At 67.1% G+C, this 25,944-nt stretch carries 19 protein-coding genes; 7 read left to right on the top strand and 12 right to left on the bottom strand.

All coding sequences use genetic code 11. The annotated features are described in order from the left end of the window. Positions 1-34 precede the first annotated feature (34 nt). The 7 genes from AC1DO7_RS23380 to AC1DO7_RS23350 form a co-directional block, all read right to left on the bottom strand. Entirely contained in the window at positions 35-1,027 is a 993-nt protein-coding gene (locus AC1DO7_RS23380) for an NAD(P)H-dependent flavin oxidoreductase (RefSeq protein ID WP_477116621.1), read from the bottom strand. After that, positions 1,024-2,577 (bottom strand): acyl-CoA synthetase, encoded by a 1,554-nt coding sequence (locus AC1DO7_RS23375; RefSeq protein ID WP_477116620.1) that lies wholly within the window; start codon positions 2,575-2,577, stop codon positions 1,024-1,026. The genes AC1DO7_RS23380 and AC1DO7_RS23375 overlap by 4 nt, the downstream gene beginning before the upstream one ends. A 15-nt stretch (positions 2,578-2,592) precedes the next feature. After that, positions 2,593-2,736 carry a hypothetical protein gene (locus tag AC1DO7_RS23370; RefSeq protein WP_441615896.1) on the bottom strand — a complete coding sequence of 48 codons (144 nt, stop codon included), beginning with the start codon at positions 2,734-2,736 and terminating at the stop codon, positions 2,593-2,595. A gap of 73 nt (positions 2,737-2,809) precedes the next feature. Next, positions 2,810-3,790 (bottom strand): Bug family tripartite tricarboxylate transporter substrate binding protein, encoded by a 981-nt coding sequence (locus AC1DO7_RS23365; protein ID WP_441615894.1) that lies wholly within the window; start codon positions 3,788-3,790, stop codon positions 2,810-2,812. A 29-nt stretch (positions 3,791-3,819) separates the two neighbouring features. Continuing rightward, on the bottom strand, positions 3,820-5,007 hold the full coding sequence (locus tag AC1DO7_RS23360) for a lipid-transfer protein (RefSeq protein WP_441615892.1): 1,188 nt from the start codon (positions 5,005-5,007) through the stop codon (positions 3,820-3,822). 30 nt (positions 5,008-5,037) lie between these two features. Then, a complete protein-coding gene (locus AC1DO7_RS23355) occupies positions 5,038-6,177 on the bottom strand; it encodes an acyl-CoA dehydrogenase family protein (RefSeq protein ID WP_441615890.1) in 1,140 nt (379 codons plus the stop codon). 112 nt (positions 6,178-6,289) lie between these two features. Continuing rightward, on the bottom strand, positions 6,290-8,959 hold the full coding sequence (locus AC1DO7_RS23350; protein WP_441615888.1) for a LuxR C-terminal-related transcriptional regulator: 2,670 nt from the start codon (positions 8,957-8,959) through the stop codon (positions 6,290-6,292). A gap of 759 nt (positions 8,960-9,718) precedes the next feature. Here AC1DO7_RS23350 and AC1DO7_RS23345 point away from each other — a divergent pair. The 3 genes from AC1DO7_RS23345 (at position 9,719) to AC1DO7_RS23335 (ending at position 14,643) form a co-directional block, all read left to right on the top strand. Next, positions 9,719-12,850: an ATP-binding protein gene (locus tag AC1DO7_RS23345; protein WP_477116619.1), complete on the top strand. Its 3,132-nt coding sequence runs from the start codon at positions 9,719-9,721 to the stop codon at positions 12,848-12,850. Positions 12,851-12,971: 121 nt separating this feature from the next. Continuing rightward, positions 12,972-14,357, top strand: a complete 1,386-nt coding sequence (locus AC1DO7_RS23340; protein WP_441615884.1) for an FAD-binding oxidoreductase — start codon at positions 12,972-12,974, stop codon at positions 14,355-14,357. 103 nt (positions 14,358-14,460) lie between these two features. Then, on the top strand, positions 14,461-14,643 hold the full coding sequence (locus tag AC1DO7_RS23335; RefSeq protein WP_441615882.1) for a hypothetical protein: 183 nt from the start codon (positions 14,461-14,463) through the stop codon (positions 14,641-14,643). A gap of 213 nt (positions 14,644-14,856) precedes the next feature. On the opposite strand, the gene AC1DO7_RS23330 is transcribed toward AC1DO7_RS23335, so the two are convergent. After that, positions 14,857-15,825, bottom strand: a complete 969-nt coding sequence (locus AC1DO7_RS23330; protein ID WP_441615880.1) for a LysR family transcriptional regulator — start codon at positions 15,823-15,825, stop codon at positions 14,857-14,859. A gap of 195 nt (positions 15,826-16,020) precedes the next feature. Here AC1DO7_RS23330 and AC1DO7_RS23325 point away from each other — a divergent pair, with 195 nt between their 5' ends. Continuing rightward, positions 16,021-17,433 (top strand): M20 family metallopeptidase, encoded by a 1,413-nt coding sequence (locus AC1DO7_RS23325; RefSeq protein WP_441615878.1) that lies wholly within the window; start codon positions 16,021-16,023, stop codon positions 17,431-17,433. 45 nt (positions 17,434-17,478) lie between these two features. Here the strand turns inward: AC1DO7_RS23325 and AC1DO7_RS23320 are convergent, their stop codons facing one another. Beyond that, entirely contained in the window at positions 17,479-17,988 is a 510-nt protein-coding gene (locus AC1DO7_RS23320) for an Lrp/AsnC family transcriptional regulator (RefSeq protein ID WP_441615876.1), read from the bottom strand. Between the two features lie 223 nt (positions 17,989-18,211). On the opposite strand from AC1DO7_RS23320, the gene AC1DO7_RS23315 reads away from it, so the two are divergent. The 3 genes from AC1DO7_RS23315 (at position 18,212) to mdeB (ending at position 23,102) form a co-directional block, all read left to right on the top strand. Further along, positions 18,212-19,228, top strand: coding sequence for a 1-aminocyclopropane-1-carboxylate deaminase (locus tag AC1DO7_RS23315; RefSeq protein ID WP_441615874.1), 1,017 nt, complete (start codon positions 18,212-18,214; stop codon positions 19,226-19,228). A gap of 150 nt (positions 19,229-19,378) precedes the next feature. Beyond that, positions 19,379-20,368 carry a Bug family tripartite tricarboxylate transporter substrate binding protein gene (locus tag AC1DO7_RS23310; RefSeq protein ID WP_441615869.1) on the top strand — a complete coding sequence of 330 codons (990 nt, stop codon included), beginning with the start codon at positions 19,379-19,381 and terminating at the stop codon, positions 20,366-20,368. Between the two features lie 31 nt (positions 20,369-20,399). Further along, on the top strand, positions 20,400-23,102 hold the full coding sequence (gene mdeB, locus AC1DO7_RS23305) for an alpha-ketoglutarate dehydrogenase (protein WP_441615867.1): 2,703 nt from the start codon (positions 20,400-20,402) through the stop codon (positions 23,100-23,102). Positions 23,103-23,153: 51 nt separating this feature from the next. On the opposite strand, the gene AC1DO7_RS23300 is transcribed toward mdeB, so the two are convergent. The 3 genes from AC1DO7_RS23300 to AC1DO7_RS23290 form a co-directional block, all read right to left on the bottom strand. Then, the gene (locus tag AC1DO7_RS23300) at positions 23,154-23,909 is read right to left on the bottom strand and encodes a DeoR/GlpR family DNA-binding transcription regulator (protein WP_441615865.1); all 756 of its coding nucleotides are present in this window, start codon (positions 23,907-23,909) and stop codon (positions 23,154-23,156) included. Between the two features lie 108 nt (positions 23,910-24,017). Next, positions 24,018-25,214 (bottom strand): sialidase family protein, encoded by a 1,197-nt coding sequence (locus AC1DO7_RS23295; RefSeq protein ID WP_441615863.1) that lies wholly within the window; start codon positions 25,212-25,214, stop codon positions 24,018-24,020. 26 nt (positions 25,215-25,240) lie between these two features. Next, on the bottom strand, positions 25,241-25,944 hold a 704-nt coding region (locus AC1DO7_RS23290), incomplete at its 5' end, for an SLC5/6 family protein (protein ID WP_477116618.1).

Raw genomic sequence — 25,944 nt, 5'->3', positions numbered from 1 at the left:
GTCTCCTGTATCGCTTCTTTTGTACAAAGTGCCATCACGACATGGTGGCACCGAGGCGCGCGGTGGCTTGCCGCGCGTCGGCCATCAGCCGTGCGACGATGGCACCGGCCGGCTCGATGCGATCGGCGAATCCGCCGGCCGGTCCGAGTGACACGATGCCCGCTTCGACATCGCCGCCTTCGTACACGCGCTCGCGCGTGCGGGCCRAGAGAATCAGGTCGCCGAACTCGGCATGCGAGCGCGCACCCTGCGCTTCGAGTTGCTGCACCGCGCGGGCGGTGTCGTTCGCCAGTACGCGCCAGGTGTCGCCGAGCGTATCGAGGATGGCGACCGAGCAATGTTCGTCGGACGCCGCGATGCGTTCCTTTAGCGCCCGATGCGCGATGATCTCGTCGGCCACCATGAAGCGGCTGCCGAGCACCACGGCGTCGGCGCCCATCGCAAGCGCAGCGGCAATCTGGCGGCCGCTGCCAATGCCGCCGCCGATCGCCAGCGGCACGCGCACGCGTTCCAGCGCAAAGGCGCCGTTGACGAACGCCGATAGCTTGTTGGCGCCGGGATGGCCGCCTTCTTCCAGTCCGACCAGCGCCACCGCATCCACGCCCAGCCGCTCTGCCGACAGCGCATGGCGCACGCTCGGGCATTTGTGGATCAGCACGCCGCCGCCGCGCTGGATCGGGCCGACCAGCTCCGCCGGCGAATTGCCGGCGCTTTCGAAATGCCGCACGCCTTCTTCGAGCGCGATGCGGACCCAGTCCTGCACGGCAGCGTTGTGGCCGGCGCGGCGCGCCAGCGTCAGGTTGACGCCAAACGGCTTGCCGCCGGTCAGTTCACGGCAACGGCGCAGGTCCTGGCGCAGCGCGTCAGGCGTGGCGAACGAGCGCGCCGTGATGAAGCCCATCGCCCCGGCGTTGACGACAGCCGCCACCACGCCGGATTCGCCGAGATGGTGCATGCCGCCGAGCAGGAGCGGGTGACGGATGCCGAACAGGTCGGTCAGGCGCGTGCGGAACCGCGCGGCCGTCATGACGGCTTCCAGTAGCGTTCGCGCAGCGAGGTCTTGTAGAGCTTGCCGGTCGGCAGACGTGGCATCGCGTCGATAAAGTCGAGCGAGCGCGGGACCATGTACTTCGCCACCTTCGTGCGCAGGTAGGCGAGCAGTTCCTCCGCCAGTTCCGGGGTCGGGCTGACGCCTGCCGCCGGCTCCACGATGGCCTTGACCTCCTCGCCCATCTCCGGATTCGRCACCCCGATGACGGCGGCGTCGCCCACACTGGGATGGATCACCAGCGCATCCTCGATCGCCTGCGGATAGATGTTGACCCCGCCCGAAATGATCATGAACGCCTTGCGGTCGGTCAGGTACAGATAGCCGTCGGCATCGACATGCCCCACGTCGCCCACCGCGGTCCAGCTCGGATGGCGTGGGTGCTGCGCGGCGCGTGTCTTTTCCGGATCGTTGTGGTAGTGGAACGGCAGCGTGTCGCGCTCGAAGTACACCGTCCCGGTCTTGCCGGCAGGCAACTCGTTGCCGTCATCGTCGCAGATGCGGATGCGGCCGAGCAGGGCCGTGCCGACTGATCCGGGGTGGGCCAGCCATTCCTGCGTGTCGAGGCTGGTCGACCCGTTGCCTTCGGTGGCGGCGTAGTACTCGTACAGGATCGGTCCCCACCAGGCGATCATGTCGCGCTTGGTTTCCTGCGGGCATGGAGCGGCCGCATGAATGGCCACGCGATGGCTTGACAGGTCGTACGCGCCGCGCGCCGCGCCATCGAGCTTGAGCATGCGGATGAACATGGTCGGCACCCACTGGCTATGGGTGACTCGATGGCGTTCGATCATGCGCAGCGCGTCTTCGGCGTCGAACTTCTCCATGAAAATGACGGTACCGCCGCCGAACTGCGTTTCCAGCCCGTAGCCCAGTGGTGCCGTGTGGTACAGCGGCGCCGGGGACAAGTACACGGTATTGGCGTCGAAGCCGTAGCGGTCGAATTGCGGGCGGCGCGCGGAGCCGGAGCCCTCGGTGACCTTGCCTTCGGCCTGGGCGCGGAGGATACCCTTCGGGCGTCCCGTTGTGCCGGAGCTGTAGACCATCGTGGCGCCGAGCCATTCGTCGGCCAGGCGCTCGGCGGGGCAGGCAGCAACTTCTGCTTCGTAGCTGTCCCAGCCAGGAATCGTGCCATCGATCATCAGCCGCTTGCGGCAGGTCGGCATGATGTCGCGCAGGGCCGTGGCCAGGTCGCGCATGGCCCAAGAGGTCACGACGACCTGGGCATTGCTGTCTTCGATGATATAGGCGGCCTCCGGGGCGGTCAGGTAGCGGTTGACCGGCGTGATCAGCAGCCCGGAGCGCAACGCGGCCCAGCACACCTCGAAGCAGCGGATATTGTTCTCCAGCACCATGGCAAGGTGGTCGCCACGGCGCAGGCCAAGCGCGTAGAGGTACTGGGCGAAGCGGTTGGAGCGTTCGTCAAGTTCTTGGTATGTGAGCAAATCTCCCGTGGTGCCGTTGATGACGGCGGGCTTGTCGGGCGTCTGCGCGGCGTGGTCGCCGAGGTATTTCGGGGTTTTCGTCATGGCTTGGGCTCGCGATCAGCGTTGCGGAATCTCGCCGGAAACATCGGCGTTGGCGGCGGCCTGGCGCACCAGTGCCGGAATCTCGGCGACCACTTCCTGCGCAGGCGCACTGGCGGCGCCAGTGACGACGACGCGGTTTTTGCAGATCTGTTGTTGCATGGTTGCTTCTCTGAGTATTCCGATGGATGCTCGATGGTCCTTCGCGGGGCGCCGCGAAGGACCGCGCCGGTGACTAGCGCGCGCTGACGTCGTAGGTCTTGACGATCGATGCGTAGCGCCCGCGCTCCGCATCGATCATCCGGCTCATTTCCTTCCCGGGCATGCCGAGTACGCCGGCGTACAGCGTCTGTGCGGCGAAGCTCTTGAACTCGGCGGAGCCGATGGCCTTGAGCAATGCGTCCTCCAGCCTGGCGACGACCGGCTCCGGCGTTTTCGCGCTGACCGCGAAGCCCACCCAGACCGTCAGCTCGTAGCCGGGCAGACCACTTTCGGCGACCGTCGGGACATCGGGCAGTTCGGGATGGCGTGCGCGGGTCGTGACAGCCAGTGGGCGCAGCTTGCCGGCACGGATGAGCGGCAGCGCGCCGCCGAGATCGAGCAGCGCCGCGTCCACGGCGCCCCCCATCACGTCGGTCTGGGCCTGAGATGCGCCCTTGTAGAGGACGTGGTTGAACTCGACCCCGGACATCTGCTGCATCTGCAGCGCGCCGAGCCGGTAGTGGTAGCTGTAGTTCGCCAGGCTGACCGAGTTCGGCGCCTTCTTCGCGGCGGCCAGAAAGTCGCCGAACGTCTTGTACGGCGACGACGGGCCCGTCACCAGTACCGACGTGGCGCGGATCGCGGCGGCGAGCGGACGCAGGTCGCGCCTGGGATCGTAGGGCAGGTGATCGTGCACCAGCGGGTTGATGACCATCGCGCTGGGCGAGATCATCAGCACGCTGTAGCCGTCGGGCGGTGCCGTGAGGACGCTCTGCGTGGCGATGATGGTGTCGGCGCCAGGCCGGTTTTCCACCACGGCCGGCTGCCCCAGCAACTTGCCGGCGCGCTCCGCCACGAAGCGGGTTACGGTGTCGGAACCGCTGCCTTGCGTGAGCGGAACGACAAAGCGCAGCGGCCGCGAAGGGTAGCTGTCGGCGGCGCCGGCCAGTGCCGGCAGCAGTATGGCGAACGTTAGCCCAAGGCCCGCCAGCCAGGTGAGTCGTGCACGCTTCATGTTTGTCTCCTCCTGCGTTCTTGTGTCGTTCAGTTCTTGCCGTACAACGTGACCACGCAGGCGCCACCCAGTCCAAGGTTGTGCTGCAGGGCCAGCCGCGCGCCTTCCACCTGGCGCTGCTCCGCCGTGCCGCGCAACTGGTGCGTCAGCTCGAAGCACTGCGCCAGCCCGGTTGCGCCGAGCGGGTGTCCCTTCGACAGCAGCCCGCCGGACGGACCCACCACCACCTTGCCACCGTAGGTGTTGTCGCCGTCGCGCACGAATTTTTCCGCGCCGCCTTCCGGGCAGAAGCCGAGCGCTTCATAGCTGATGACTTCGTTCTGGGCGAAGCAGTCATGCAGCTCGCAGACATCGATATCCTCGGGGCCGACACCGGCCTTCTCATAGACCCGGTTGACTGCGGAGCGGGTCATATGCGTGCCGACGTAGTTCAGCATCGACGGCGGGTCGAACGAGGCGAGCGGATCCGTGGTGAGCGCCTGCGCCAGGATCTGCACGTCGGTGCGCAGGCCGTGCTTGCGGGCGAAGCGCTCCGAAACGAGGATGGCCGCCGCGCCGCCGCAGGTGGGCGGGCATGCCATCAGGCGGGTGAGCACGCCGGGCAACAGCGGGGTGTCGTTCAGCACGTCCTCGGTGGTCACCACCTTGCGGAACAGCGCCAGCGGATTGTTGGCAGCGTGGCGGCTGGCCTTGGCGCGCACCGCGGCAAAGGTCGCGAGGCTCGTGCCGTAGCGTTGCATGTGCTCGCGGCCGGCGCCGGCGAAGGTGCGCACCGCTTGCGGCAGATGGGCCATGTCGGCGGTCAGGCCATGCATGATGGGCTGGAAGCGGGCGCGCGTGACAGGACGGTCGTCCCAGTGCGATTTCAGCGCCCCGGCCTGCATCTGCTCGAAGCCGAGGGCCAGCACGCAGTCGGCGTCGCCGGTGGCGATTGCCTGGCGTGCCAGGTACAGCGCGGTCGAGCCGGTCGAGCAGTTGTTGTTGACGTTGACGATGGGGATGCCGGTCATGCCGACCTCGTACAGGGCGGTCTGGCCACACGTGGAATCGCCGTAGACGTAGCCGGCAAACGCCTGCTGCACGTCGCTGTAGGCAATGCCGGCGTCGGCCAGCGCGCGGCGTGCGGCCTCCGCGCCCATTTCGGTGTAGCTTGCGCACGCGCCCGGCTTGGCAAAGGGAATCATGCCGACGCCGGCAACCAGTACTTTTTCGCTCATGGTGATTGTTCCTCGGGAAAAATGATGAAATCAGAGCTTGCGCGAGATGAGATCGCGCAGGACCTCGCTGGTGCCGCCGAAGATGCGCGTCACGCGCATGTCGACGAACGAGCGTGCGATGGGGTATTCCAGCATGTAGCCGTATCCGCCGTGCAACTGCACCATCTCGTCGAGGCACTTCCACAGCGTCTCGGTGGCGAAGAGCTTGGCAATGGCTGCCTCCTGCAGCGTGAGCTTGCGCGCCATGTGCTGGCCGATGTAGTAGTCGATCATCGTGCGCACGGCGATGGCCTGTGCCTTGACGTCGGCCAGCTTGAACTTGGTGTTCTGGAAATCCCAGACGGTCTGGTTGAAGGCCTTGCGCGACTTGACATACTCCAGCGTCAACTCGAGCTGACGCTCCAGGCGGGCGGCACTGTAGACGCCGATGATCAGGCGCTCCTGGGGCAGCTCTTCCATCAGGTGGATGAAGCCGCTGTTCTCCACGCCGAGGAGGTTGCTCGCCGGCACCCGCACGTCATCGAAAAACAGCTCGGCGGTATCGGCCGCGTGCTGCCCGACCTTTTCCAGCTTGCGTCCACGGCGGAAGCCCGGGCGGTCGGCCTCGACCATGATCAGGCTCACTCCCTTGGCGCCGGCGCCCGGATCGGTCTTGCAGACCACGACGACCCAGTCGGCGGTCAGGCCGTTGGAGATGAAGGTCTTGCTGCCGTTGATGACCCATTCGTCGCCTTCGCGCACGGCCGTGGTGCGGATCGACTTGAGGTCGGAACCGGTGCCCGGCTCGGTCATGGCGATGGCGAGGATCTTCTCGCCCCGGCAGACGGGGGGCAGCCAGCGTTGCTTTTGCTCTTCCGTGCCAAGCCGGGCGATGTAGGGCGCGGTAATGTCGGAGTGAACCGAGAAACTCGGGCCCGACACGCTGGAGCGGTGGTACTCCTCGGCGAGCACCGCCGCGTGGCCGAAGTCACCGCCGCCGCCGCCATATTCCGTCGGGACAGTGACGCCCAGCAGCCCTTCGCGGCCAGCCTTCAGCCAGATGTCCCGGCCGGCCTGGCCGGCCTGGTCCCATTCCGCCTGGCGCGGGGCACACTCGCGTTCGAAGAAGCGGCGCGCAGTGGCGCGGAACATTTCATGGTCTTCGCGATAGACGCTGCGCTGGATCTCCACTGCAGACTCTCCCAATCCGGTTGGCGGCACCAGAGCGGCACCGCGATGAAGAGAGTGTGGACGGAGCGACGAAAAGAATCCCTACACCCGTGGTGTAGGAAGGCGTCCCGGCTTACCCCAGACGAGGCGCCTGCATCTCACGCAGCCGCGCCACGGCTTCATCGCGGCCGGTCACGCCGAGTTTGGCGTAGACATTGCGCAGGTGGTACTTCACCGTGTCGAGGGAAACATTGAGCACGCGGGCAATCTTCTTGTTCGGCATGGCCTGCGTGAGCAGCCCCAATACTTCGTTCTCACGGTCAGTGAGTGCGGCCAGTGTGCCGGGAAACGCGGGCCGTGGCGCCGTGGCGGGCTGGACGTCTCGCTCCGCCTCGTCGAGCAGTCGTTGCGCATAGAAGGCCAGGATGGGGTCGAGCGCAGGATCGTGGGCGACGTCTGCAATCGCTTCGGGAGCGCGCGGGGAGACGTCAAGCATGCTGCGAACGAGCCCAAGGCGATGACCGAGACGAAGCGCGGCCACCACATGGGTGCGTGCGGTCGCCGTGTTGAGCCGTCCGGCCTCGGCGATGGCCATCAGCATGTGCAGGCTTGCCACGCGACACCAGCGGCCGCCGGCTTCCGAAAGGCGGTGAAGCGGCGTGAGACGTGCCAGCGCCGCGTCGAAGTCATTCTGATGCAGGTGCATGGCGGTGGCAGCCAGATCGGCGCAGACACGCACTTCCCACGCCGTGCTGCGCGTGGCCTCCCGGTATCGGGTTGCCAGTGCCTCCAGGGCGCGCAATGCCGTGGCGCCATCGTGCATGTTCCCGGCTTCCAGATGGAACCTTACGCGCAGCCACCAGGCAGTGGCCAGCAAGCGGTCCGTCTGGCGACGTTGCGCGTAGCGTTCGAGCCGATCGAGGCAGGCGAGCGCTTCCTGGCGGCGTCCGGCCAGCCACCCGGCGCACGACAGTGTCTGCAGCGCGCGCAATACGGTGTCCGGAATGGAGATGCGCTCCAGCACATCGATGCGCCCGGCGAGCATCTGTGCCGCGGCGTCGAAGTCGTTCAGCTCGTACTGCGCCTCGCCCAGCAACGCTGCGGCCATGCATGCGACACCCGCGTAGGTGCGGCCCTGCTGCTCCGATTCGGCCAGCACGTCGCGCAGGATGCGCTCGGCCAGCAGGACTTCGCCTTCGGCAGCGTGCGTCATGCCCGCCATGCAGCGGCCCAGCAGGAGGCCGCGCGGCGCGCCGCCGCAGGGAGCGCCATCCTCGATCACCCGGCGTGCCTCGCCGTATTCGCCGCGATAGATGTGCATCCACGACAGGATGTTGCCGCGCCCGGTGAGCGTGAGATCGTCGGCGTCCCGGGGCACGCGGTGCAGCGTGGGCAAGAGGGCGGCGACGGCGTCGGGGTCATCGCGCACAAGCGCGATGCCGCCACGAAGGATGGCGAGCATGTAGGCCCGGCGCGCCCTGGACATCTCGGGCTGATCGGGCCACGCTTCCAGCCGCCGCAGGCTGCCTTCCAGGGCATCCGCTTCACCGGCGTACATGTGCAGGTAGGCCATCGCCAGTTCCAGGCGGAAGCGGGCGGCGATGGTGGCGGGCGGCAAGCGGCGCAGCAGCGTGGCAAGCTGGCTCAGTTCGCCAATCCTGAGCCGTTCGATGGCGCGCCGTTCCACCATGTCGGCCGCGGCTTCCAGGGCGCCCGCCCCAACGGCATGGGCTACCGCTTCTTCCACCAGTCCCTTTGCCGCAAACCAGTGCCAGGCGGCGGTGTGGATGGCCTCGCGCGCCTCCGCAGGCAGGTCCGCGGCGTGCGCATGCAGGACTTCGCGCAGCAGGGGATGCAGGCGATACCACGCGTCGTCGCCGGTGCCGTCACCGATACGGACCAGGAACAGCCCGTCCAGCGCGAGACCGGCAAGACGCCGGGCGATGTCCGGCCCGGTGTCGGGCGTGTCGAGCAGCGTCGCGCCAAGGGCGCCGCAGAAGCGGTCGCAGGCGGCCAGGCAGGTGAGCAGGTGGCGGTCGGCCGGGGCCAGTCGCACCAGCACCTCGCGCTCGAAATAGCTGGCAAAGCCTTCGGCGTCGCGCACATGGACCGGTACGTAGGCGCCGCCCTGCCGCGTCCGCATGTCCACCGCGAACAGTTGCAGGCCGGCGGGCCAGCCGTCTGTCAGCTCGTGGAGCCTGCTGGCATCCTGCGGGGTGACGGCGCCAAGCTGGTCAAGCAGGAATCGCGCTGACTCGGCTCCGGAAAAGCGCAGGTCACGCAGGTCGAAGCGCGCCGCCATCCCGCGCGCCTCCAGTCGGGCCAGCGACTGCGACACGGGTTCCGGCAGCGGCAGCCGTGAAGCCAGCGCGATATGCAATTGAGGCGGGGCATAGTCGAGCAGCCAGCGCAGTACGGCCAGCGCGCCCGGATCGCGCAGAACGTGGGCGTCGTCCAGCATCAGCACCAGTTCGCGGCGGTACATGGCAATGGCGCGTACTAGCGTGATCACGCAATGCTCGGCGGCGCCTGGCGTGCCGTCGCGGCCCGCGAGTAGCTGGGCATCGCTGACGAGGACTGGGTCCACCGCGGCCAGACTGGCGAGCAACGCATCGAAGAAGCTGACCGCATCGTCGTCATCGTGGGTCAGCGACAGCCATGCGACATCGTAGTCCAGTGACAGAAGCGACTGGCGCCAGGCGACCAGGCTGCTGGTCTTGGCGCTGCCCGCCGGCCCCTGGATTGTCACGCAACGCAGGCCGCGCGCCTCGGTCAGCCGCGCGGTGAGACGCGCACGCGGCATCAGGGGGCGGGCACTGCGCGGTGGCGTGAGCTTGCTTGGCGCAATGGGAGGCGGGACGGGAGCCGTCTGGGGCGGCGTGTCCGTCACGCATGCGGCTGGGGCCATGACAGAAAATCCTCGGGGAAAGCCGGACGGCGGTACGTGTTGCCCTGCGCGGGGCTGGGTGATTATAGGAACGGTCGGCCCCGGCCGGGGAAGCTCCTGCAGCATGCAACCCGATATGGGTGGGGAGATCAGGGAACATTGCCGGCAATACATCACAGGCTACAGGTGTCCGAAGACGGTTGCGTTCCGCGAGGCGCTGCCGCTATCCGGCGCGGGCAGATCTTGAAGCGTGAGCTGCGCGCCATTCTGATCCCATGATGCGGCGCACACACAGCGTTGGGGTTGAGGCGTCTAGCGCACCTGTCAGGCCGCGAATTCATCGGCCGATATCGCTTTCGTCCCGGTGCGACAAGCTTCGGCGGCGAGCGTAGTTCGCACTAGACTGAAGAACGCAGAACTGCCATCTGGGAAAAAATTCTTTGGGAGCGACCCTGCTGAGACGCACGACACGACGGCTGGCGCCTACCCGGAATGGCGCGCCGCCTCCGCCTCCGGAGTCCATCGACATCGCCCACGCGGAAGTCCGGTGCGTGCCTGCGCGATTACGCACGTTTGCCGGGTGCGTGCGCACCGCCATCGGCAGCCCGGCGTACCGTGACGCGTGGGCCGGCCTCCACGACGCCGCCGAAGTCGCCTGGATCACCGGTGACCAGCATGGCGCCTGAAACTCGCTACTCTGTCCGCCTGTTCGGCGAGTTCCATCTCGACGGCGCCGACGCGCCGATGCCTGACGCGAATTCTCCCCGCTTGCAGGCGCTGCTTGCCTATCTGATCTTGCATCGGGACGTGCCGCAGTCGCGCCAGCAGCTCGCCTTCCTGTTCTGGCCCGATTCCACGCAGGCGCAGGCACGCAACGCATTGCGTCAGCTCCTGTTTCATCTACGCAAGTCTTGGCCGCACGCAGCCAGTTTCGTCCACGCCGACGCGCAAATGGTGCGATGGTTGCCCGATTCCGCGTTCGATCTCGATGTTGCGCAGTTTCAGTCGGCCCTGGCCACCGCGGCGCGGGCCGCAAGCAACAACGACGCGGCCACCGAGGAGGAGTTCCTGGTGCGTGCCGCGGAACTGTATCGGGGCGACCTGCTAGCCAGTTGTTACGATGAATGGATCGCGCCGCAGCGCGAGCAGTTACGCGAAGCGTGCATCGCGGCGCTCGCGCGGCTCAGCCAGTTGAGCGAGGACAGGCGCGACTACGCCAAGGCGTTGAAGCACTCGCAGCAGTTGCAGCGGCTCGACCCGTTGCGCGAGCCCACCTATATGGCGTTGATGCGCCTGCATGCCCTGAATCACGATCATGCATCCGCGCTGCGCGCCTATCGCAACTGCGTTGAAACGTTCGCGCGCGAGCTGGGCATCGTGCCTGGTGAAGCCTTGCGCGCGGCCTATGCGCGTCTTGCTGCCCAGGCTGCGCCAACCCAGCGTCGACGCCCACGGGCCCCCATGCTATCGATGATCGGACGCCACGACGAATGGCGGCGGCTTCTCGAAGTGTGGCAGCGCGGCCAGCTTGGCGACAAGCAGTTCGCGCTGATCTCGGGCGAGGCCGGCATCGGCAAGTCGCGCCTGGCGGAGGAATTGCTCGTGCACCTTTCGGGCCAGGGCTTTACCACGGCGCACTCGCGCGCGTACGCGGCCGAGGGGCAGGTCGCGTTCGCGCCGGTCACCGGCTGGCTGCGCAGCCCCGCCTTGCACGAGGCGGCGCTGGCGCGCGCCGTGCTGGCGAAAGACGGGCCGTTGCTGCTGCTGCTCGACGATTTGCAATGGTGTGACACCGAGACGCTCGAATGGCTACGCTTCCTGATGCGCTTCGACGTGAGCGCGAAGCTCCTCGTTGTCGCTACGGCGCGGCATGAGGACATCACGCCATTGCACGCCGTGAGCCGGCTGCTTGACGCCTTGCGGCGCGACGACCAGCTCACGGAGATGCTGCTGGGCGCACTGGATGCCGCCGAAACGGCGAAGATCGCGGCGCAGATCATCAATCGGCCGCTGGCCGATGCGGAGGCAACCCGCCTGTTCGAGGAAAGCGAAGGCAACCCCTTGTTCACGGTCGAGATGATGCGCGCCCGGTTCGATACCGCGACGGCTGGCGGGACGCCGCACGGCCCGGTCGCGAAGTTGCCGCCCAAGGTGTACACGGTGATCTCGAACCGGCTGGCGCAACTGTCGCCCGCCGCGCGCGATATCGTCGGCGTCGCGGCGATCATCGGGCGCGCGTTCACCGCCGATGTGCTGGCCCAGGCGAGCGACGTGCGCGAGCATGCCCTCACGGGAGCGCTGGACGAACTCTGGCAGCGAGGCATCGTGCGCCAGCCGGACAGCGGGGGCCTTGCCTTTGATTTCAGCCACGACAAGATCCGTGACGTGGCGTACGCCGAGGTCAGTCCGCTACAACGCCGCGGCCTGCATCAGCGCGTGGCACGCGCGCTCGAACAGGCGCCGGGCGATGAACTCGACGCCGCAAGCGCGCAGATTGCCGCGCATTACGAGCAGGCCGGCCTGCCAACCGACTCGGCCGCTTTCTATCGGCGCGCGGCCGGCGTTGCGCAGAGCGTGTACGCCTATGACGATGCGATTGCGCTGTTGCAGCGCGGGCTGGCGCAAGCCGATCAGATCGTCGATCCGCAGGAGCGCGCCCGGCAGTCGCTGGCATTGCAACTCGACCTTGCGCCGCCGATCCGGATTTCCCGTGGCTGGGCGGCACCGGAGCTCGACACGCCGCTGCGGCGTGCTGTGGAGCTCAGCAAACAGGCGGGCGACCTCGGCCAGCAGGCGCGCGCCCAGGTCAGCCTTGCCTTCTTTCTCGTCGTCAGTGCGGAGCTTGCCCAGGCGCGGAGCCTGAGCGAGGAACTCATCGCGGGATTGGGCACGCCGGGGTGGGGTACCTACGCGTCGATGGCATGGACCAACGTCATGGGGAGCCTGATCCAGCAGGGTGACTGGGTCGCGGCGGAGCCAGCGTATCAAAGCGCGCTCGGCGCCTATGACGAAACCCAGCACGCCGAGCATGTGTCGATGATGGGCGGCAACTTCGGCGTGCTGGCGTCGGCGTGGTCGGCCCATGGATTCTGGTTCGGCGGGCTCGCCGATCAAGCCCTGCGGCGTGGGCGCGAAGCGCTGGAGGTGGCAGACCGGCTGGCACATCCGTTCTCCCAGGCGCTGGCGCTGTCTTATCTTGCAACGCAGCATGCCCTGCGCCGGGAGCACGGGCTCACGCTTCACTACGCCCGCCAGGCTCGTTCGATCGCCGCTCAGTACCACGTCGGCTACTACCTCGCCTGGGCTGACGTGCTGCTCGCCTGGGCCAATGCAAAGCAGGCGCCCGGCGCCGACGCCGTGGCGGCCATGCAGGTGGCGATCGAGGGCTTTCATGCCACCGGCGCGCGCCTGCGGCTGCCGCTGTATCTCGGCATGCTGGCGGAATGCCTGGGTGACGTGGGCGAGACTGAGGCCGCGCTTGCGGCGTTGGATCAGGCACTCGACCATGCGCAGCACACTGGCGAGCACTGGCTGGACGCGGAGCTCTATCGCCTGCGTGGCGAATTGCTGTTGCACCGCAGCGCCAACCTGGGCGAAGCCGAATCGTCGCTGATCAAGGCGGTCGAGATCGCTGCCGCCCAGCGGGCGCGCCCGCTCGAGCTGCGCGCCGCGCTGTCGCTGGCGGCGTTGCGCGAGCCACGGGAGGGTATCGGCGCGCGCCGGGTGGTCGAGTCGCCGCTCGCCCGGTTCACCGAAGGCTTCGACCAGCCTGACATCGTGCGGGCGCGCGCGTTACTGGCGCGTTAGTCATGGTCTGGCCGGTCCGGGCCAGCCGCGCCGGAGACTGGCGCATATAACGGCGCGCCTAACGCCCTCCAAACGCCGAGGTTGATACAACTCCTGCATACCAACCGGACAGGAGGCAACCATGGAAGGGGCTCTGAGTGAAACCGTCGCCACCGCGCTGAAGCCGCATTTCCGCGGGCAACTGATTCAGCCTGGCGATGCGGCCTATGAGCAGGCACGCGCGGTGTACAACGGCATGATCGACAAGCGTCCGGCACTGATCGCGCGCTGCACCGATGTCGCGGACGTCATTGCGGCGGTGAACGCCGCGCGCGACGGCGCAATGCTGCTGGCTGTGCGTGGCGGTGCGCACAATGGCGCGGGGCTCGGTACATGCGATGGCGGACTGGTGGTCGACCTCTCGCCGATGAAAGGCGTGTTTGTCGATCCGAAGCGCAACACCATCCGGGTTGGTGGCGGCTGCACCTGGGGTGACGTGGACCACGCCGCCAGCGCCTATGGACTGGCGACGCCGAGCGGCTTCATCTCGACCACGGGCGTAGGCGGGCTGACGCTCGGCGGGGGCATCGGCTACCTTAGCCGCGCCTACGGCCTGACGATCGATAACCTGCTCAGCGCCGAGGTCGTCCTGGCCGACGGGCGACTGGTCAACGCCAGCAGCGACGAGAACGCGGACCTGTTCTGGGCGCTGCGCGGCGGTGGCGGCAACTTCGGCGTGGTCACCTCGTTCGAGTTCAAGGCCCATCCCGTCGGCACGGTCTACGGCGGCCCGATGCTGTGGCCGATGGACCAGGCGCGAGCGTTGATGAAGTGGTGGCGCGATTTCATCCTGACGGCGCCGCAGGACATCAATGGCTGGTTCGGCTTTGTGACGGTGCCGCCCGGGCCGCCGTTCCCCGAGTCCGTGCACCTGCAGAAGATGTGCGCCGTGGTGTGGTGCTACACGGGCCCGCTCGATCAGGCCGAAGCGCGCTTCAAGCCGATTCGCGACGCCATGCCGCCGGCGGTGGATTTTGCCGGGCCCATTCCATGGCCGGTCTTGCAGAGCCTGTTCGACGCCCTGTATCCGCCTGGCCTGCAGTGGTACTGGAAAGCCGACTTCGTGAGCGACCTCAGCGACAAGGCCATCGACCTGCACATCAAGTACGGGCACCAGTTGCCGTCCATGCACTCGACCATGCACCTGTATCCCATCAACGGCGCGGCGCATCGCGCGGGCCCCGGTGACACCGCGTTCAGCTACCGCGATGCGAGCTTCGCCAGCGTGATCGTCGGCGTCGATCCCGACCCGGCCAACAACGACCGCATCGTGCAGTGGGCCAGGGACTACTGGCTGGCGTTGCATCCGCACTCGGCTGGCGGCGGCTACATCAACATGATGATGGACGAAGGCAACGACAACGTGAAGGCGGCCTATCGCGACAACTATGTGCGACTGGCGGAGATCAAGCGCAAGTACGACCCGGCAAACCTGTTCCGCGTGAACCAGAACATCAGGCCCGCCTGAGGGTGGGCCGAAGGTTGCGACTGCTGAAAGCATTGTGGGACTCGCCGCCCTGATTCCCGGCGACTCCCGCTCCCTTGCCTGCCGGAATCGCGAGGAGATGTTCATGAGCAAGCTGTTTTGCGCGGGGCTCGCAGCCCTGGCGCTTCTCGCTGCCTGCACTGACGCCGGGAGGAGCGTGGACTGTGCCGGCAGCATATCGATGGGTGGCGCGAGTGCGATGATGGATGATGTTGCCGCGGCTTTCCCGATGAACGGCGGGCAGTTTTCCCTCTATCTGATGCGATAGGCCAGGCCCCGCGGGAGGCCAATAAAGAAGGCGTGCCGACCACCGCGTGCCGACCACCGCGTGCCGACCACCGGTTATGCCTCGATGAATACCGATTCTCCCGCCATCCTGTCCGGCGTCTTCGACCGCCGGAATTTCGGCGACCTCCTGCTGGCGCAAGTGACGGGGCGCCTGCTGGCCGAGGCTTCTCATCATTCGCTGCGCTCGCCGCATTTATCCGGCTTTGCCGGTTGTCAACGCACCCAGGGCTTCGCACCCGATGCCACCGGGGCTCGATAGCATCGCGATCAGGAAATCCCGGAACACGCGCACCACTTCCGCGTGGGTCCTGCCCTGCAAGGTCTGGACTTCGATGCTGCGCTCGCTCATCGCCCGGTCCCGGATGGGAATGGCGCACAAGCCGCGTTCCTCCAGCAGCAGGCGCACCGAGACTTCGCTCGCCAGCGTGACGGCATCGTTGAGCCGCGCGAAGTTCAGCAGGGTCTCGACGTAGTTGCTGGTGAGTATCGGGTCGACCGTCACGCGCTGCCGGATGCAGGCGATGTCGAACACCTGGCGCACGGTGGTATCCGTGTCGGGCAGGGCCATCGGATAACCCTGCAGCTGGGACAAGGTGACCTGCCTGGACTTCGCCAGGGGATGGTCGGCGCGCATGATGGCAAGGCCGGGGGCCGGCTGGCGATGCTCCACCTTGACATCCTTCTGCCCGATACGGCTGTAGTTGAAGACCATGCCAATATCGCATTCGCCCTGGCGCACGCGGCGGGTGACTTCGGCCGGCGCATCCACCGAGAGCTGGAAGCGGATGCCGCGATACTTTGCGCGGAACGCCTCGATGACGCTCGGCAGGAACTGGATGGCGAAGCCTTCCGAGCTGGCGATGCGGACATGGCCGGAGCCCAGTCCTTGCAACGCCAGCACGTCGGCCACGACCCGTTCTGCCTCGAAGCTGGCCTTGCGGGCATGCGCGGCCAGCAGCTCGCCCGCGGCGCTGAGGACCATGCCCCGCGGCCGGCGCTCGAACAGGACCACCTCCAGGGCTTCCTCCAGGCCGGCAATCTGGCGGCTGACGGCGGAGCCCGCGACATTCAGGTGCGACGCCGCCTCGCTGATCGAGCCGCAACGGACCACTTCCAGGAAATAGCGCAGCGCAGTGCTCTGCAAGCGATGGGACTGGGGCACGGGTTCTCCGGCTGGATGGATGGGATTGCGCGGCTTGCACGGTTTGCGCGGTTTGCATGGTTTGCGAAAAAGGCAAACCAGGCATCTGAATTCTATGCTTTTCGCAATGTTTGCAAGGCACTAGGATTCAACGTCGCCGCCCGGGAAGGCACCCGGTGCGAGCGATTCGCGCAACGTTGGAAGGAATGCACAGACATGAGCCGAACACAAGCCGTCGAACTCGCGGCCCGCTACTTTGACGACGGCAGCTTCGAGCAGGTGCTCCGCCAACGCGTGGCGATGCGCACGGAAAGCCAGAATCCCGCCAGTGCCGCCATCCTTGCGGTCTACCTGACCGATGCGATCGGGCCGCAGCTCGATCGCCTTGGCTTCACGTGGAAGCTCGTCGACAACCCCGTCCCCGGCGGGGGGCCGTTCATGCTGGCGCACCGGCTGGAACCCGAGGCCGCCTTCACCATGCTGACCTACGGCCACGGCGATGTGGTGCGCGGGCAGGATGCGCAATGGCGGCCCGGGCTTGCCCCCTGGGAGGTGACGCTTGACGGTGACCGCTGGTATGGCCGCGGCACGGCCGACAACAAAGGCCAGCACACCATCAACCTGGCCGCGCTGGCCCAGGTGCTGGCGCTGCGCGAGGGCAGGCTCGGCTACAACGTCAAGATGATCCTCGAGATGGGGGAGGAAACCGGCTCGCCTGGCTTGCGGGAAGTGTGCGCAACGTACGCGGACGAACTGGCGGCGGACGTGTTCATCGCCTCGGACGGGCCGCGCGTGGCCGCCGGGCGGCCAACGATCTTCCTGGGGTCGCGCGGGTTCTGCAACTTCCGGCTTGCCGTCAACCTGCGCGAAGGCGCGCATCACTCCGGCAACTGGGGCGGCCTGCTGAGCAACGCCGGCACGCGGCTTGCGCATGCGATCGCCAGCGTGGTGGATGCCAAGGGCAGGGTGCTGGTGCGCGGGCTGTTGCCCGACGGGCTGCCGGACAACGTCCGGGCGGCACTGTGCACCATCGAGGTTGGTGGTGGCCCGGCCGATCCCGGGATCGATCCCGGCTGGGGCGAGCCCGGCTTGTCGCCTGCCGAACGCGTGTATGGATGGAACACGTTCGAAGTGCTGGCCTTCAAGACCGGGAATCCCGATGCCCCGGTGGGGGCGATTCCCGGCCATGCGTTCGCCCTGTGCCAGATCCGTTTTGTGGTGGGCAGCGACAGTGCCGGCTTCATGCACCACCTGCGCGAGCACCTGGACGCCCATGGCTTCCAGGATGTGGAGGTCCGGCCGGATGGCGAACCGATGCAGGCAACCCGCCTGGATCCGGACGATGCCTGGGTGCGGTGGGCCCTGGCGTCCGTGCAGCGCACCACGGGCGAGCCGCCGGCGTTGCTGCCGAACTTCGGCGGGTCGCTGCCCAACGATGTGTTTGCGCACGTGCTGGGCTTGCCCACGCTCTGGTTCCCGCATTCGTATCCCGCCTGCAGCCAGCATGCGCCCAACGAGCACCTGCTGGGTAGCGTGGCCAGGCAGGCGCTGCAGGTCATGGCGGGGGTGTTCTGGGATCTTGCCGAAGGCGGCGGCGCCATTGCCGGCAGCCGGCCGCGCGGCGCGTGAGGGGACGGCGGCGGCCGGTGCGCGCCTTGCCGCGCCCGTGGCGCTTCAGATCGGAAACTGCGTTGTCGACAGCACCTGCTTGAGCACCATGAACGAGCGGATCTGGCGGACCCCCGGCAGGTAAAGCAGCTGCTCCGCATGGAGGCGATTGAAGCTCTCGCTGTCCTTGGTGCGCAGCATCATGAAGTAGTCAAACTCACCCGTGACGACATGACACTCCATGCATCCCGACACCTTCTGGGCAGCCTTCTCGAACTCCGAGAAGGATTCCGGCGTGGAGCGGTCCAGCACCACGCCGATCATCACCAGCATGCCGGCGTCCAGCGCGGCCGGGTTCAGCAGCGCCACGATGCCGCGAATCAGGCCGAGTTCCTTGAGCCGCTCCACGCGACGCAGGCAGGCCGGCGGGCTCAGGCTGACCTTGGCCGCGAGTGCCACGTTCGAGATGGACGCGTCGCGCTGAAGTGCCCGCAGGATGGCTTTATCGGTGCGATCCAATGCCTCGGAAAGTGGCACGAGATGCTCGGATTTGGTGCGCAGTTTTGTTTCGTCCATGATGGTTTACAAAAAATAAAGCGACAAAAATCGGCTGTTGATATTTTTTATCGTGCACAAATATGGCTATTTTTGCAACCACGTTTCGTGCATTTTTTTCTAGGATTGAGTCCGTCGCAGCATCAACGAAAGGTGGTTCCACATGCCCGTGTTCTTCGCCAGCCTTGATGCATGGATTCCCGCCCCTGTCCCAGGAAAACCAGAAACCCAAGGAGTTGCCAGCATGAATCTCAAGCGCTTTCCCCGCCACCAACTGACGTTCGGCCCCACGCCCATCCAACCGCTCAAGCGCCTGAGCGCGCATCTCGGCGGCAAGGTCGACCTCTATGCCAAGCGCGAAGACTGCAACAGCGGCCTGGCGTTCGGCGGCAACAAGACGCGCAAGCTCGAGTACATCATTCCGGACGCGCTTGCCCAGGGCTGCGACACGCTCGTCTCCATCGGCGGCATCCAGTCGAACCAGACGCGCCAGGTGGCGGCCGTGGCGGCGCATCTCGGCCTGAAGTGCGTGCTGGTGCAGGAAGACTGGGTGAATTACTCCGATGCCGTCTATGACCGCGTTGGCAATATCCAGATGTCTCGCATCATGGGCGCGGACGTGCGCCTGGTCAGCGATGGCTTTGATATCGGGATCCGCAAGAGCTGGGAAGAGGCCATGGAAAGCGTGCGCCAGGCGGGCGGCAAGCCCTACCCGATTCCGGCGGGGTGTTCCGAGCACCCGCTGGGCGGCCTGGGTTTCGTGGGCTTCGCGGAAGAAGTGCGCGCGCAGGAAGCGGAACTCGGCTTCAAGTTCGACTACGTCGTGGTCTGCTCGGTGACCGGCAGCACGCAGGCCGGCATGGTGGTCGGCTTCGCCGCCGATGGCCGGGCCAACCGCGTGATCGGCATCGACGCATCGGCCAAGCCGGAGCAGACCCGGGCGCAGATCCTGCGCATTGCCAGGAACACCGCGCACCTGGTGGACCTGGGCCGCGATATCACCGACGACGACGTGGTGCTCGACACGCGCTACGGCGGGCCGGAGTATGGCTTGCCCTCCGAAGAGACGCTCGAAGCCATCCGGATGAGCGCCAAGTTCGAAGGCATGATGACCGACCCGGTCTACGAAGGGAAATCGATGCAGGGCATGATCGACCTGGTCCGCCGCGGCGAATTCCCGGAAGGCTCCAAGGTGCTCTACGCCCACYTGGGTGGCGCTCCGGCGCTGAGCGCCTACAGCTTCCTGTTCCGGAACGGCTGATCCGGCACGATGGCTGCACCCTGATGCCGGTGGTGCAACGCCGGCATCAGGGGGCGCTTGTCCGGCAAAGCCCCCGGTCTCGTCTTGCTCCCTGTCAGCTTCCTGTTTGCCCCCCGTTTGCCCCCCGTCGCTCAATCACAGGAGTAGCGCATGAACGTCGTTTCACGAAGCGTTTCGATGGCGGTGAAGGCGCTGTCGCTGTTGGGCATCGCCATGTGCGCCGCGCATGCGCAGCCCCAGGGATATCCCGCCAGGCCTGTCGTGCTGGTCGTGCCGTTTCCGCCGGGCGGGGCGGTAGACATCATGGGACGACTGGTTGGCAAGAAGCTGGGCGACCGCCTCGGCCAGCCCGTGGTCATCGAGAACCGCGCGGGCGCCGGCACCATCGTTGGCGCCGGCTATGTGGCAAAGGCCGCGCCCGACGGCTACACGCTGTTCATCAGTTCAGGCTCGACCTTCACGGTCAATCCCGCCATCAATGCGAATCTGCCATACGATCCGGTGAAAAGCTTCGAGCCGATCGGCCTGGTCGCGCGGGTGCCCTTGATCCTGCTGGCCAATCGCGATGTCCCGGTGGACAACCTCAAGCAGATGATGGCGACGGTGAAGGCCGCGCCGGGGAAATACGCCTACGGCTCGTTCGGCAATGGCACCACCGGCCATTTCGCGGGCGAGATGATCCTGGGCGCCACAGGCATGCAGCTCCAGCACATCCCCTACAAGGGTAGCGCCCCGGCCATTGCCGACCTGATCGGAGGCCAGATCCCCTTCTCGGTCGACACCATCGCGGCATCGCTTCCACATATCCGCAGCGGCAAGATCAAGGCGATCGCGGTCGCGGGCGCCAGGCGCGCGACGCTGCTGCCGGAGGTGCCCACCGTCGCGGAAACCGGCTTCCCGGGCTTCGATGCGGATTCATGGGTGGCGATCGCGGCCCCGCGCGGCTTGCCGCCCGATGTCAGGTCACGGCTGGAGAAGGCCCTGGCGCAGACCATGAAAGACCACGAGATCCAGGAAAAACTGGTGGCCAACGGCCTGGAGCCCTCCTATGCAACGCCGGAGCAGGTCAGCGCCATGATCGACAAGGACCTGCCGCGCATGCGGGCCATTGCCCAGAAGGCTGGCATCCAGGCAAATTGAGCCGGGCGGTTGCCGGCGGGAGGGTTTGAAGATGGCATCTCGTAACCGATTCGGCGCCATCCTGGCGAGCGCTCCGATTGTGCAGGCGGATCCGCAGGAGCTGCAGGAGTGGTGCGACGCGCTCGATGGCGTGTTGTCGGCCTGGGGCCCGGAGCAGGGCAGGGAGCGCGCCTGCGCCATCCTGGATGCGTTGCTGGCGCATGCCGGCAAGCATCGGTTGCAGTGGCGGCCGGAACAGGCCACGCCGTACCTGAACACGATCCCGGTCGAAGCGCAACCGGCCTATCCCGGCGACCTGGCGATGGAGCGGCGCCTGTCGGCGATCCTGCGCTGGAACGCGCTTGCCATGGTGGTGCGCGCCAACCAGGCGCATGGCGAGCTCGGCGGCCACATCGCGAGCTATGCCTCGGCGGCAGACCTGTTCGAGGTGGGTTATCAGCATTTCTTCCGCGGCCCCGGTGCCGCGCAAGGCGGGGACCTCGTCTTTTTCCAGCCGCATTCGGCGCCCGGCGTCTATGCGCGTGCTTTCCTGGAAGGCCGGCTGGACGAAGCGTCGCTGTGCCACTACCGGCAAGAGATCGTTGCAGAAGGCAAAGGGATTCGCGGCCTGAGTTCTTACCCGCATCCATACCTGATGCCGGACTTCTGGCAGTTTCCGACCGGGTCGATGGGCATCGGCCCGCTCAACGCCATCTACCAGGCGCGTTTCATGCGCTACCTGGAAAACCGGGGCTTGAAAGCGACCAGCGAGCGCCGGGTCTGGGGCTTCTTCGGCGATGGCGAAATGGACGAGCCGGAGTCGATCGCAGCACTGACGCTAGCCGCCCGGGAAAAGCTGGATAACTGCACGTTCGTCATCAACTGCAATCTCCAGCGCCTGGACGGGCCGGTGCGCGGCAACGGGCGCATTGTCGATGAGCTCGAGGCCTTGTTCGCGGGGGCAGGATGGCATGTCGTCAAGTGCTTGTGGGGGTCGGAGTGGGACGCGCTGCTGGCGCGTGACCACGATCACGCCATCAGCCGCGCGTTCGCGCAGACCGTGGATGGAGAATTCCAGACGCTCTCGGCCAACGATGGCGCGTTCAATCGCGAGAACTTCTTCAGCAAGACGCCGGCGCTGCGCGCGCTGGTGGCGCATCTGTCCAACGACGAGATCGACCGCCTGCGCCGGGGCGGGCACGATCCGGTGAAGATCTACGCGGCATTTGCCGACGCCGCCAGGCGCAACGGGCGTCCCTGCGTGGTACTGGCCAAGACCATGAAAGGCTACGGCATGGGCGCCATCGCGCAAGGCCGGATGACCACGCACCAGCAAAAGAAGCTCGGCCCCGAGGATCTGCTCGCGTTCAGGGACCGCTTCCAGTTGCCGCTGACCGACGAACAGGTGGCCCAGGCCGCGTTCTACCGCCCGGCGCAGGACAGCCCCGAGATTCGCTACCTGCAAGCCAGGCGCGCCGCCCTCGGCGGCTATCTTCCCGCGCGCCATCCCGGCGCCGGCCCGTTGCCGGTGCCCGGGCTGGACAAGACCGCCGCGTTCGCCCTGCATGCCAATGGCAAGGCCATGAGCTCCACCATGGCGCTGGTGCGGTACCTCGGCGCCTTGCTCAAGGATCCTGTGCTGGGCCCGCGGATCGTCCCGATCGTCGCCGACGAAGCGCGGACGTTCGGCATGGCGAACCTGTTCCGCCAGGTCGGCATCTACGCGCCGTTCGGCCAGCTTTACCAGCCGGAGGATTCGGCATCGATGCTGTCGTACCGGGAGGTCAAGGATGGGCAGATACTGGAGGAGGGCATCACGGAGGCCGGCGCGCTGTCGTCGTGGACGGCGGCGGCCACCAGCTATTCCACGCATGGCGTCACGATGCTGCCGTTCTATATCTACTACAGCATGTTCGGCTTCCAGCGCGTGGGTGACCTGATCTGGGCCGCCGCCGACCAGCGCGCACGCGGGTTCCTGATCGGCGCCACCTCGGGGCGCACCACCCTGGGCGGCGAGGGCCTGCAGCACCAGGACGGCACGAGCCACCTGGCGGCATCGACCATTCCCAACTGCCGCGCCTACGATCCGGCCTTTGCGGGGGAACTGGCGGTCATCGTCGACCATGGCATGCGGCGCATGGCCAGCGAACAGGCCGACGAGTTCTATTACGTCACCGTCACCAATGAAAGCGTCGAGAACCCGAGCCTGCCAGCCGACGCGCATGAAGGCGTGGTGCGGGGCATGTACCTGCTGCGGCGTGGCGCAGCGTTCGACCACCGCGTGCAGTTGTTCGGCAGCGGGGCAATCATGGGCGAAGTCCTGAAGGCGGCGCGCCTGCTCGAGCAGGTGCATGGCATTGCCGCCGATGTCTGGAGCGTGACCAGCTATATCGAGCTGGCGCGCGAAGGGGTGGAACGCGAACGCCTGTGGCGCCATGGCACCATTGCCGCAGTCGATAGCTGGTTCGGGCGGCAGCTCGGGGCGGGCAGCGGTCCGATCGTCGCCGCGACCGACTATGTCCGCGCGCTGCCGGAGCTGGTGCGTGCCTTCGTGCCGCCGGGGCGCCGCTATGTGACGCTGGGCACCGATGGCTTCGGGCGAAGCGATTCGCGGGCGGCGCTGCGCCGCTATTTCGAGGTCGATGCCGCGGCCATCGTCCAGGCCAGCCTGGCGGCGATGGCGGAGATCGTCGCGGGGGAGCTGGCTCGCGAGAAGCAGCACCTGGCTGACGTGATTTCCCTGGCGTCGATCTAGCTATCGACCACGCCGGCCTTGCGCTCGGCCTCGCCCCTGGGCGGGCGACGGTCAGGCCGTCATCACCGTGACTTCGCCATGCGCCGTGAAGGCGCTCAACTGGTCCGGGGTCACGGCATCGTCGGTGATCAGCGTCCATGCGCGCTCCAGCGGCGTCCAGTGCTGCTGGCTGGCCCGCCCGACCTTGTCGGCGGTGACCAGCACGAACACCTGCGCCGACTGCCTGACCACGCATTCCTTCAGGTAGGCCTGGTCCGCCGAGGCTTCGCACAGGCCGTTGCTCGCCACCACGCCGTCCGCGCCGAGAAAGGCCTTGTCCACGCTGATCCGGCTCAGCGACAGCTGGGCCAGCGGCCCCAGGGTGCTCATGCTGGAGGGCCGCACGTCGCCGCCGACCAGCGTCACCGGCAGGCCGCTCGCRGCCAGCGCCGCGACCACCAGCAGGTTGTTGGTCACCACCTGCACGGCCTTGCCGGGGAGATGGCGCGCCAGCGCCGCGGTGGTGGTGCCGCCATCGAGGAACACGGTGTCGCCATCGGCGATCAGGGTGCAGGCCACGCGGGCAATGGCGTCCTTCTGTTCGCGGCCGCTCACGCGCCGCTCCTCCAGCGGGGCCTCGGGCTCGTGGGAGCCCACTGCCGCCGCGCCGCCATAGGTGCGCAGGATGCGGCGGTCGGACGCGAGCGCGCGCAGGTCGCGCCGCACGGTGGCCTCGGACATGCCGAAGTGCTCGCACAGCGTGGCGACATCGGTCATGCCGCTCAGCACGGCCTGGTGCATTGCCTCGCGGCGCTTGGTCACTTTCATGTCTGCTGGTCCTGGGACGGTGTCAGGGCGCATGCCAGGGTGCGGCATGCAACGAGCGCTAAATGTAGCAAAGAATGCCACGCATCTGGCGCTTGCCCGCCCGGCCCGTCAGCCGCGCACCCAGGACTCGTCCACCGTCACGTACTTGATGCGCTGGCGGAAGTACGTGAAGGCGATATGCAGCGCGCCGTCCGCACCCTGCACGATGGACGGGTAGGAGTACTCCCGGTTGCGCTGGTCGGCGGAGTTGTTGGTCATRCAGAAGCCGTCGCCGATCTCCAGGTTGCGGCGGCGGCGCCAGGTCTTGCCGCCGTCCTCGGAGATGGCCAGCGACATCGGCGCGCGCGGCGCGCCCCAGAACGCAGCGCCGCGCGCCGACGCCGGCTGGTCGCGCAGCTCGCCGCTGTCTTCGGAGTCTTCGATGTCGTCGTACAGCGACGTGCGCCGCCCGGTGCTGTGGGAGGCGTCGCTTTCGTTGTAGACCAGCGCCAGGTGCCCGTTGCGCAGCGCCACGAACTGGATCGACGAGTTGTTGTTCGGCAGCGCCGTGGGTTGCGGCGCGCTCCAGTCGCGGCCGTCGCGCGAGCGGCTGGCGTAGACCGTGTCCGCCCAGCGGCTGCGATACAGCGCCAGCAGGCTGCCGTCGGCCAGCGTCTGCACGTTCATGTGCACGCAGCCGACGCTGTCGGGCACCGTGTGCTCCTGCCAGGTCAGGCCCTGGTCGCTGGAGACCATGACCGCGCTGATGTCGTCGTTGCCGACCCAGCGCTCTCCTGGCCTGGTGCGGCACAGGAACACCGGGCACGCCCAGGCGCCGTCGGGCAACACCACGAGCGGCTGGCGCACGAAGGTCCCGGCATGGTCGAACAGGGTGTCGATCGGCCCCCAGGTGAGGCCGCCATCGCTGGAGATGCGGCGGCGCACGATGGCCGTGTTCTGGTGGCCGGACAACTGCGCCGTGTAGATCAGCCACAACTGGCCCTGTGGCGTGCTGAACAGCACGGGGTTCTGCTCGGAGCGGGTGGGGTCATCGGACAGCTTGACGGCCGGCAGCCACGCGTCGCCGCCGGCGGGCAGCCGCGACATGTAGATGGACACGTCGGGGATACCTTCCTGCGTGCCGCCGAACCACACGCACAGCAGGTCGCCGTTGGGCAGGACATGCAGGTTGGCGGCATGGTTCTGCACGCAGGGCGTGGGCAGGTAGGCTTCGCGGCGGCTGGCGTCGGTGTGCGCGGGATACACGTGCGGGTCGAAGGCGATTTGCACTGCGTCGCTGGCGGGGGCCGGTTGGGTGCTGGTCATGTCTTGTCTCTTGAAATCGGGTTGATTCAGTGCGCGGCGTGCTTGGCCGGTGCGCCGCCGGCCGGCGTGCCGCTGGCGGGCGTGCTGGACCGGAAGCACAGCTTGTCGACCACCAGCACCAGCGCCGGCGTCACCAGCGCGATGTACATGTTGTCGATGCCGAACGGATTGCCCAGCAGGTACCACGCCGTGGTGGCCACCGCCGCCGCAATCAGGCCGCTGACCGCGCCGCGGTTGCTGCCGAAGAACGGCAGGTAGATACCGATCAGCGCCACGATGGACACCGACAGGCGCAGCGCGCGGGTGAAGAACGACAGCGCCAGGATCTGCGGCACGAACAGCACGAACACCAGTGGCAGGACGCCCACAGCCAGCGAGATCCAGCGCGTGGCGCGCAATTCCTGCTCGGGAGTCGGCTGGTAGCGCGGCACGTAGAAGTCCTTGACGACCAGCGACGCGATGGCCAGCGCCACCGTGCAGACGCTCACGAAGATCGATGCCACCAGCGAGGTGGTCACCACGCCCGCCAGCAGCGGGTGCATGTGCTCGAGGAAGACCGGCAGCGCATACAGGCTCTTGATGTTCGGGTACAGGAACTTCGCCGCCACGCCGATGAAGCCGAGCGCGATCGAGATCGGCACGCAGAGCGCCGCCGCGATCAGCGAGGCCTGGCGCGCGGCAGCCGGGCTCTTGGTCGAGGAGATGGCCTGGATGATGAACTGGGTGGAGA

It is taken from the genome of Cupriavidus sp. 05N40 (assembly GCF_056397305.1).
Note: the sequence above shows the minus strand (reverse complement) of the source record. Positions and strands in the feature narration are given on the sequence as shown.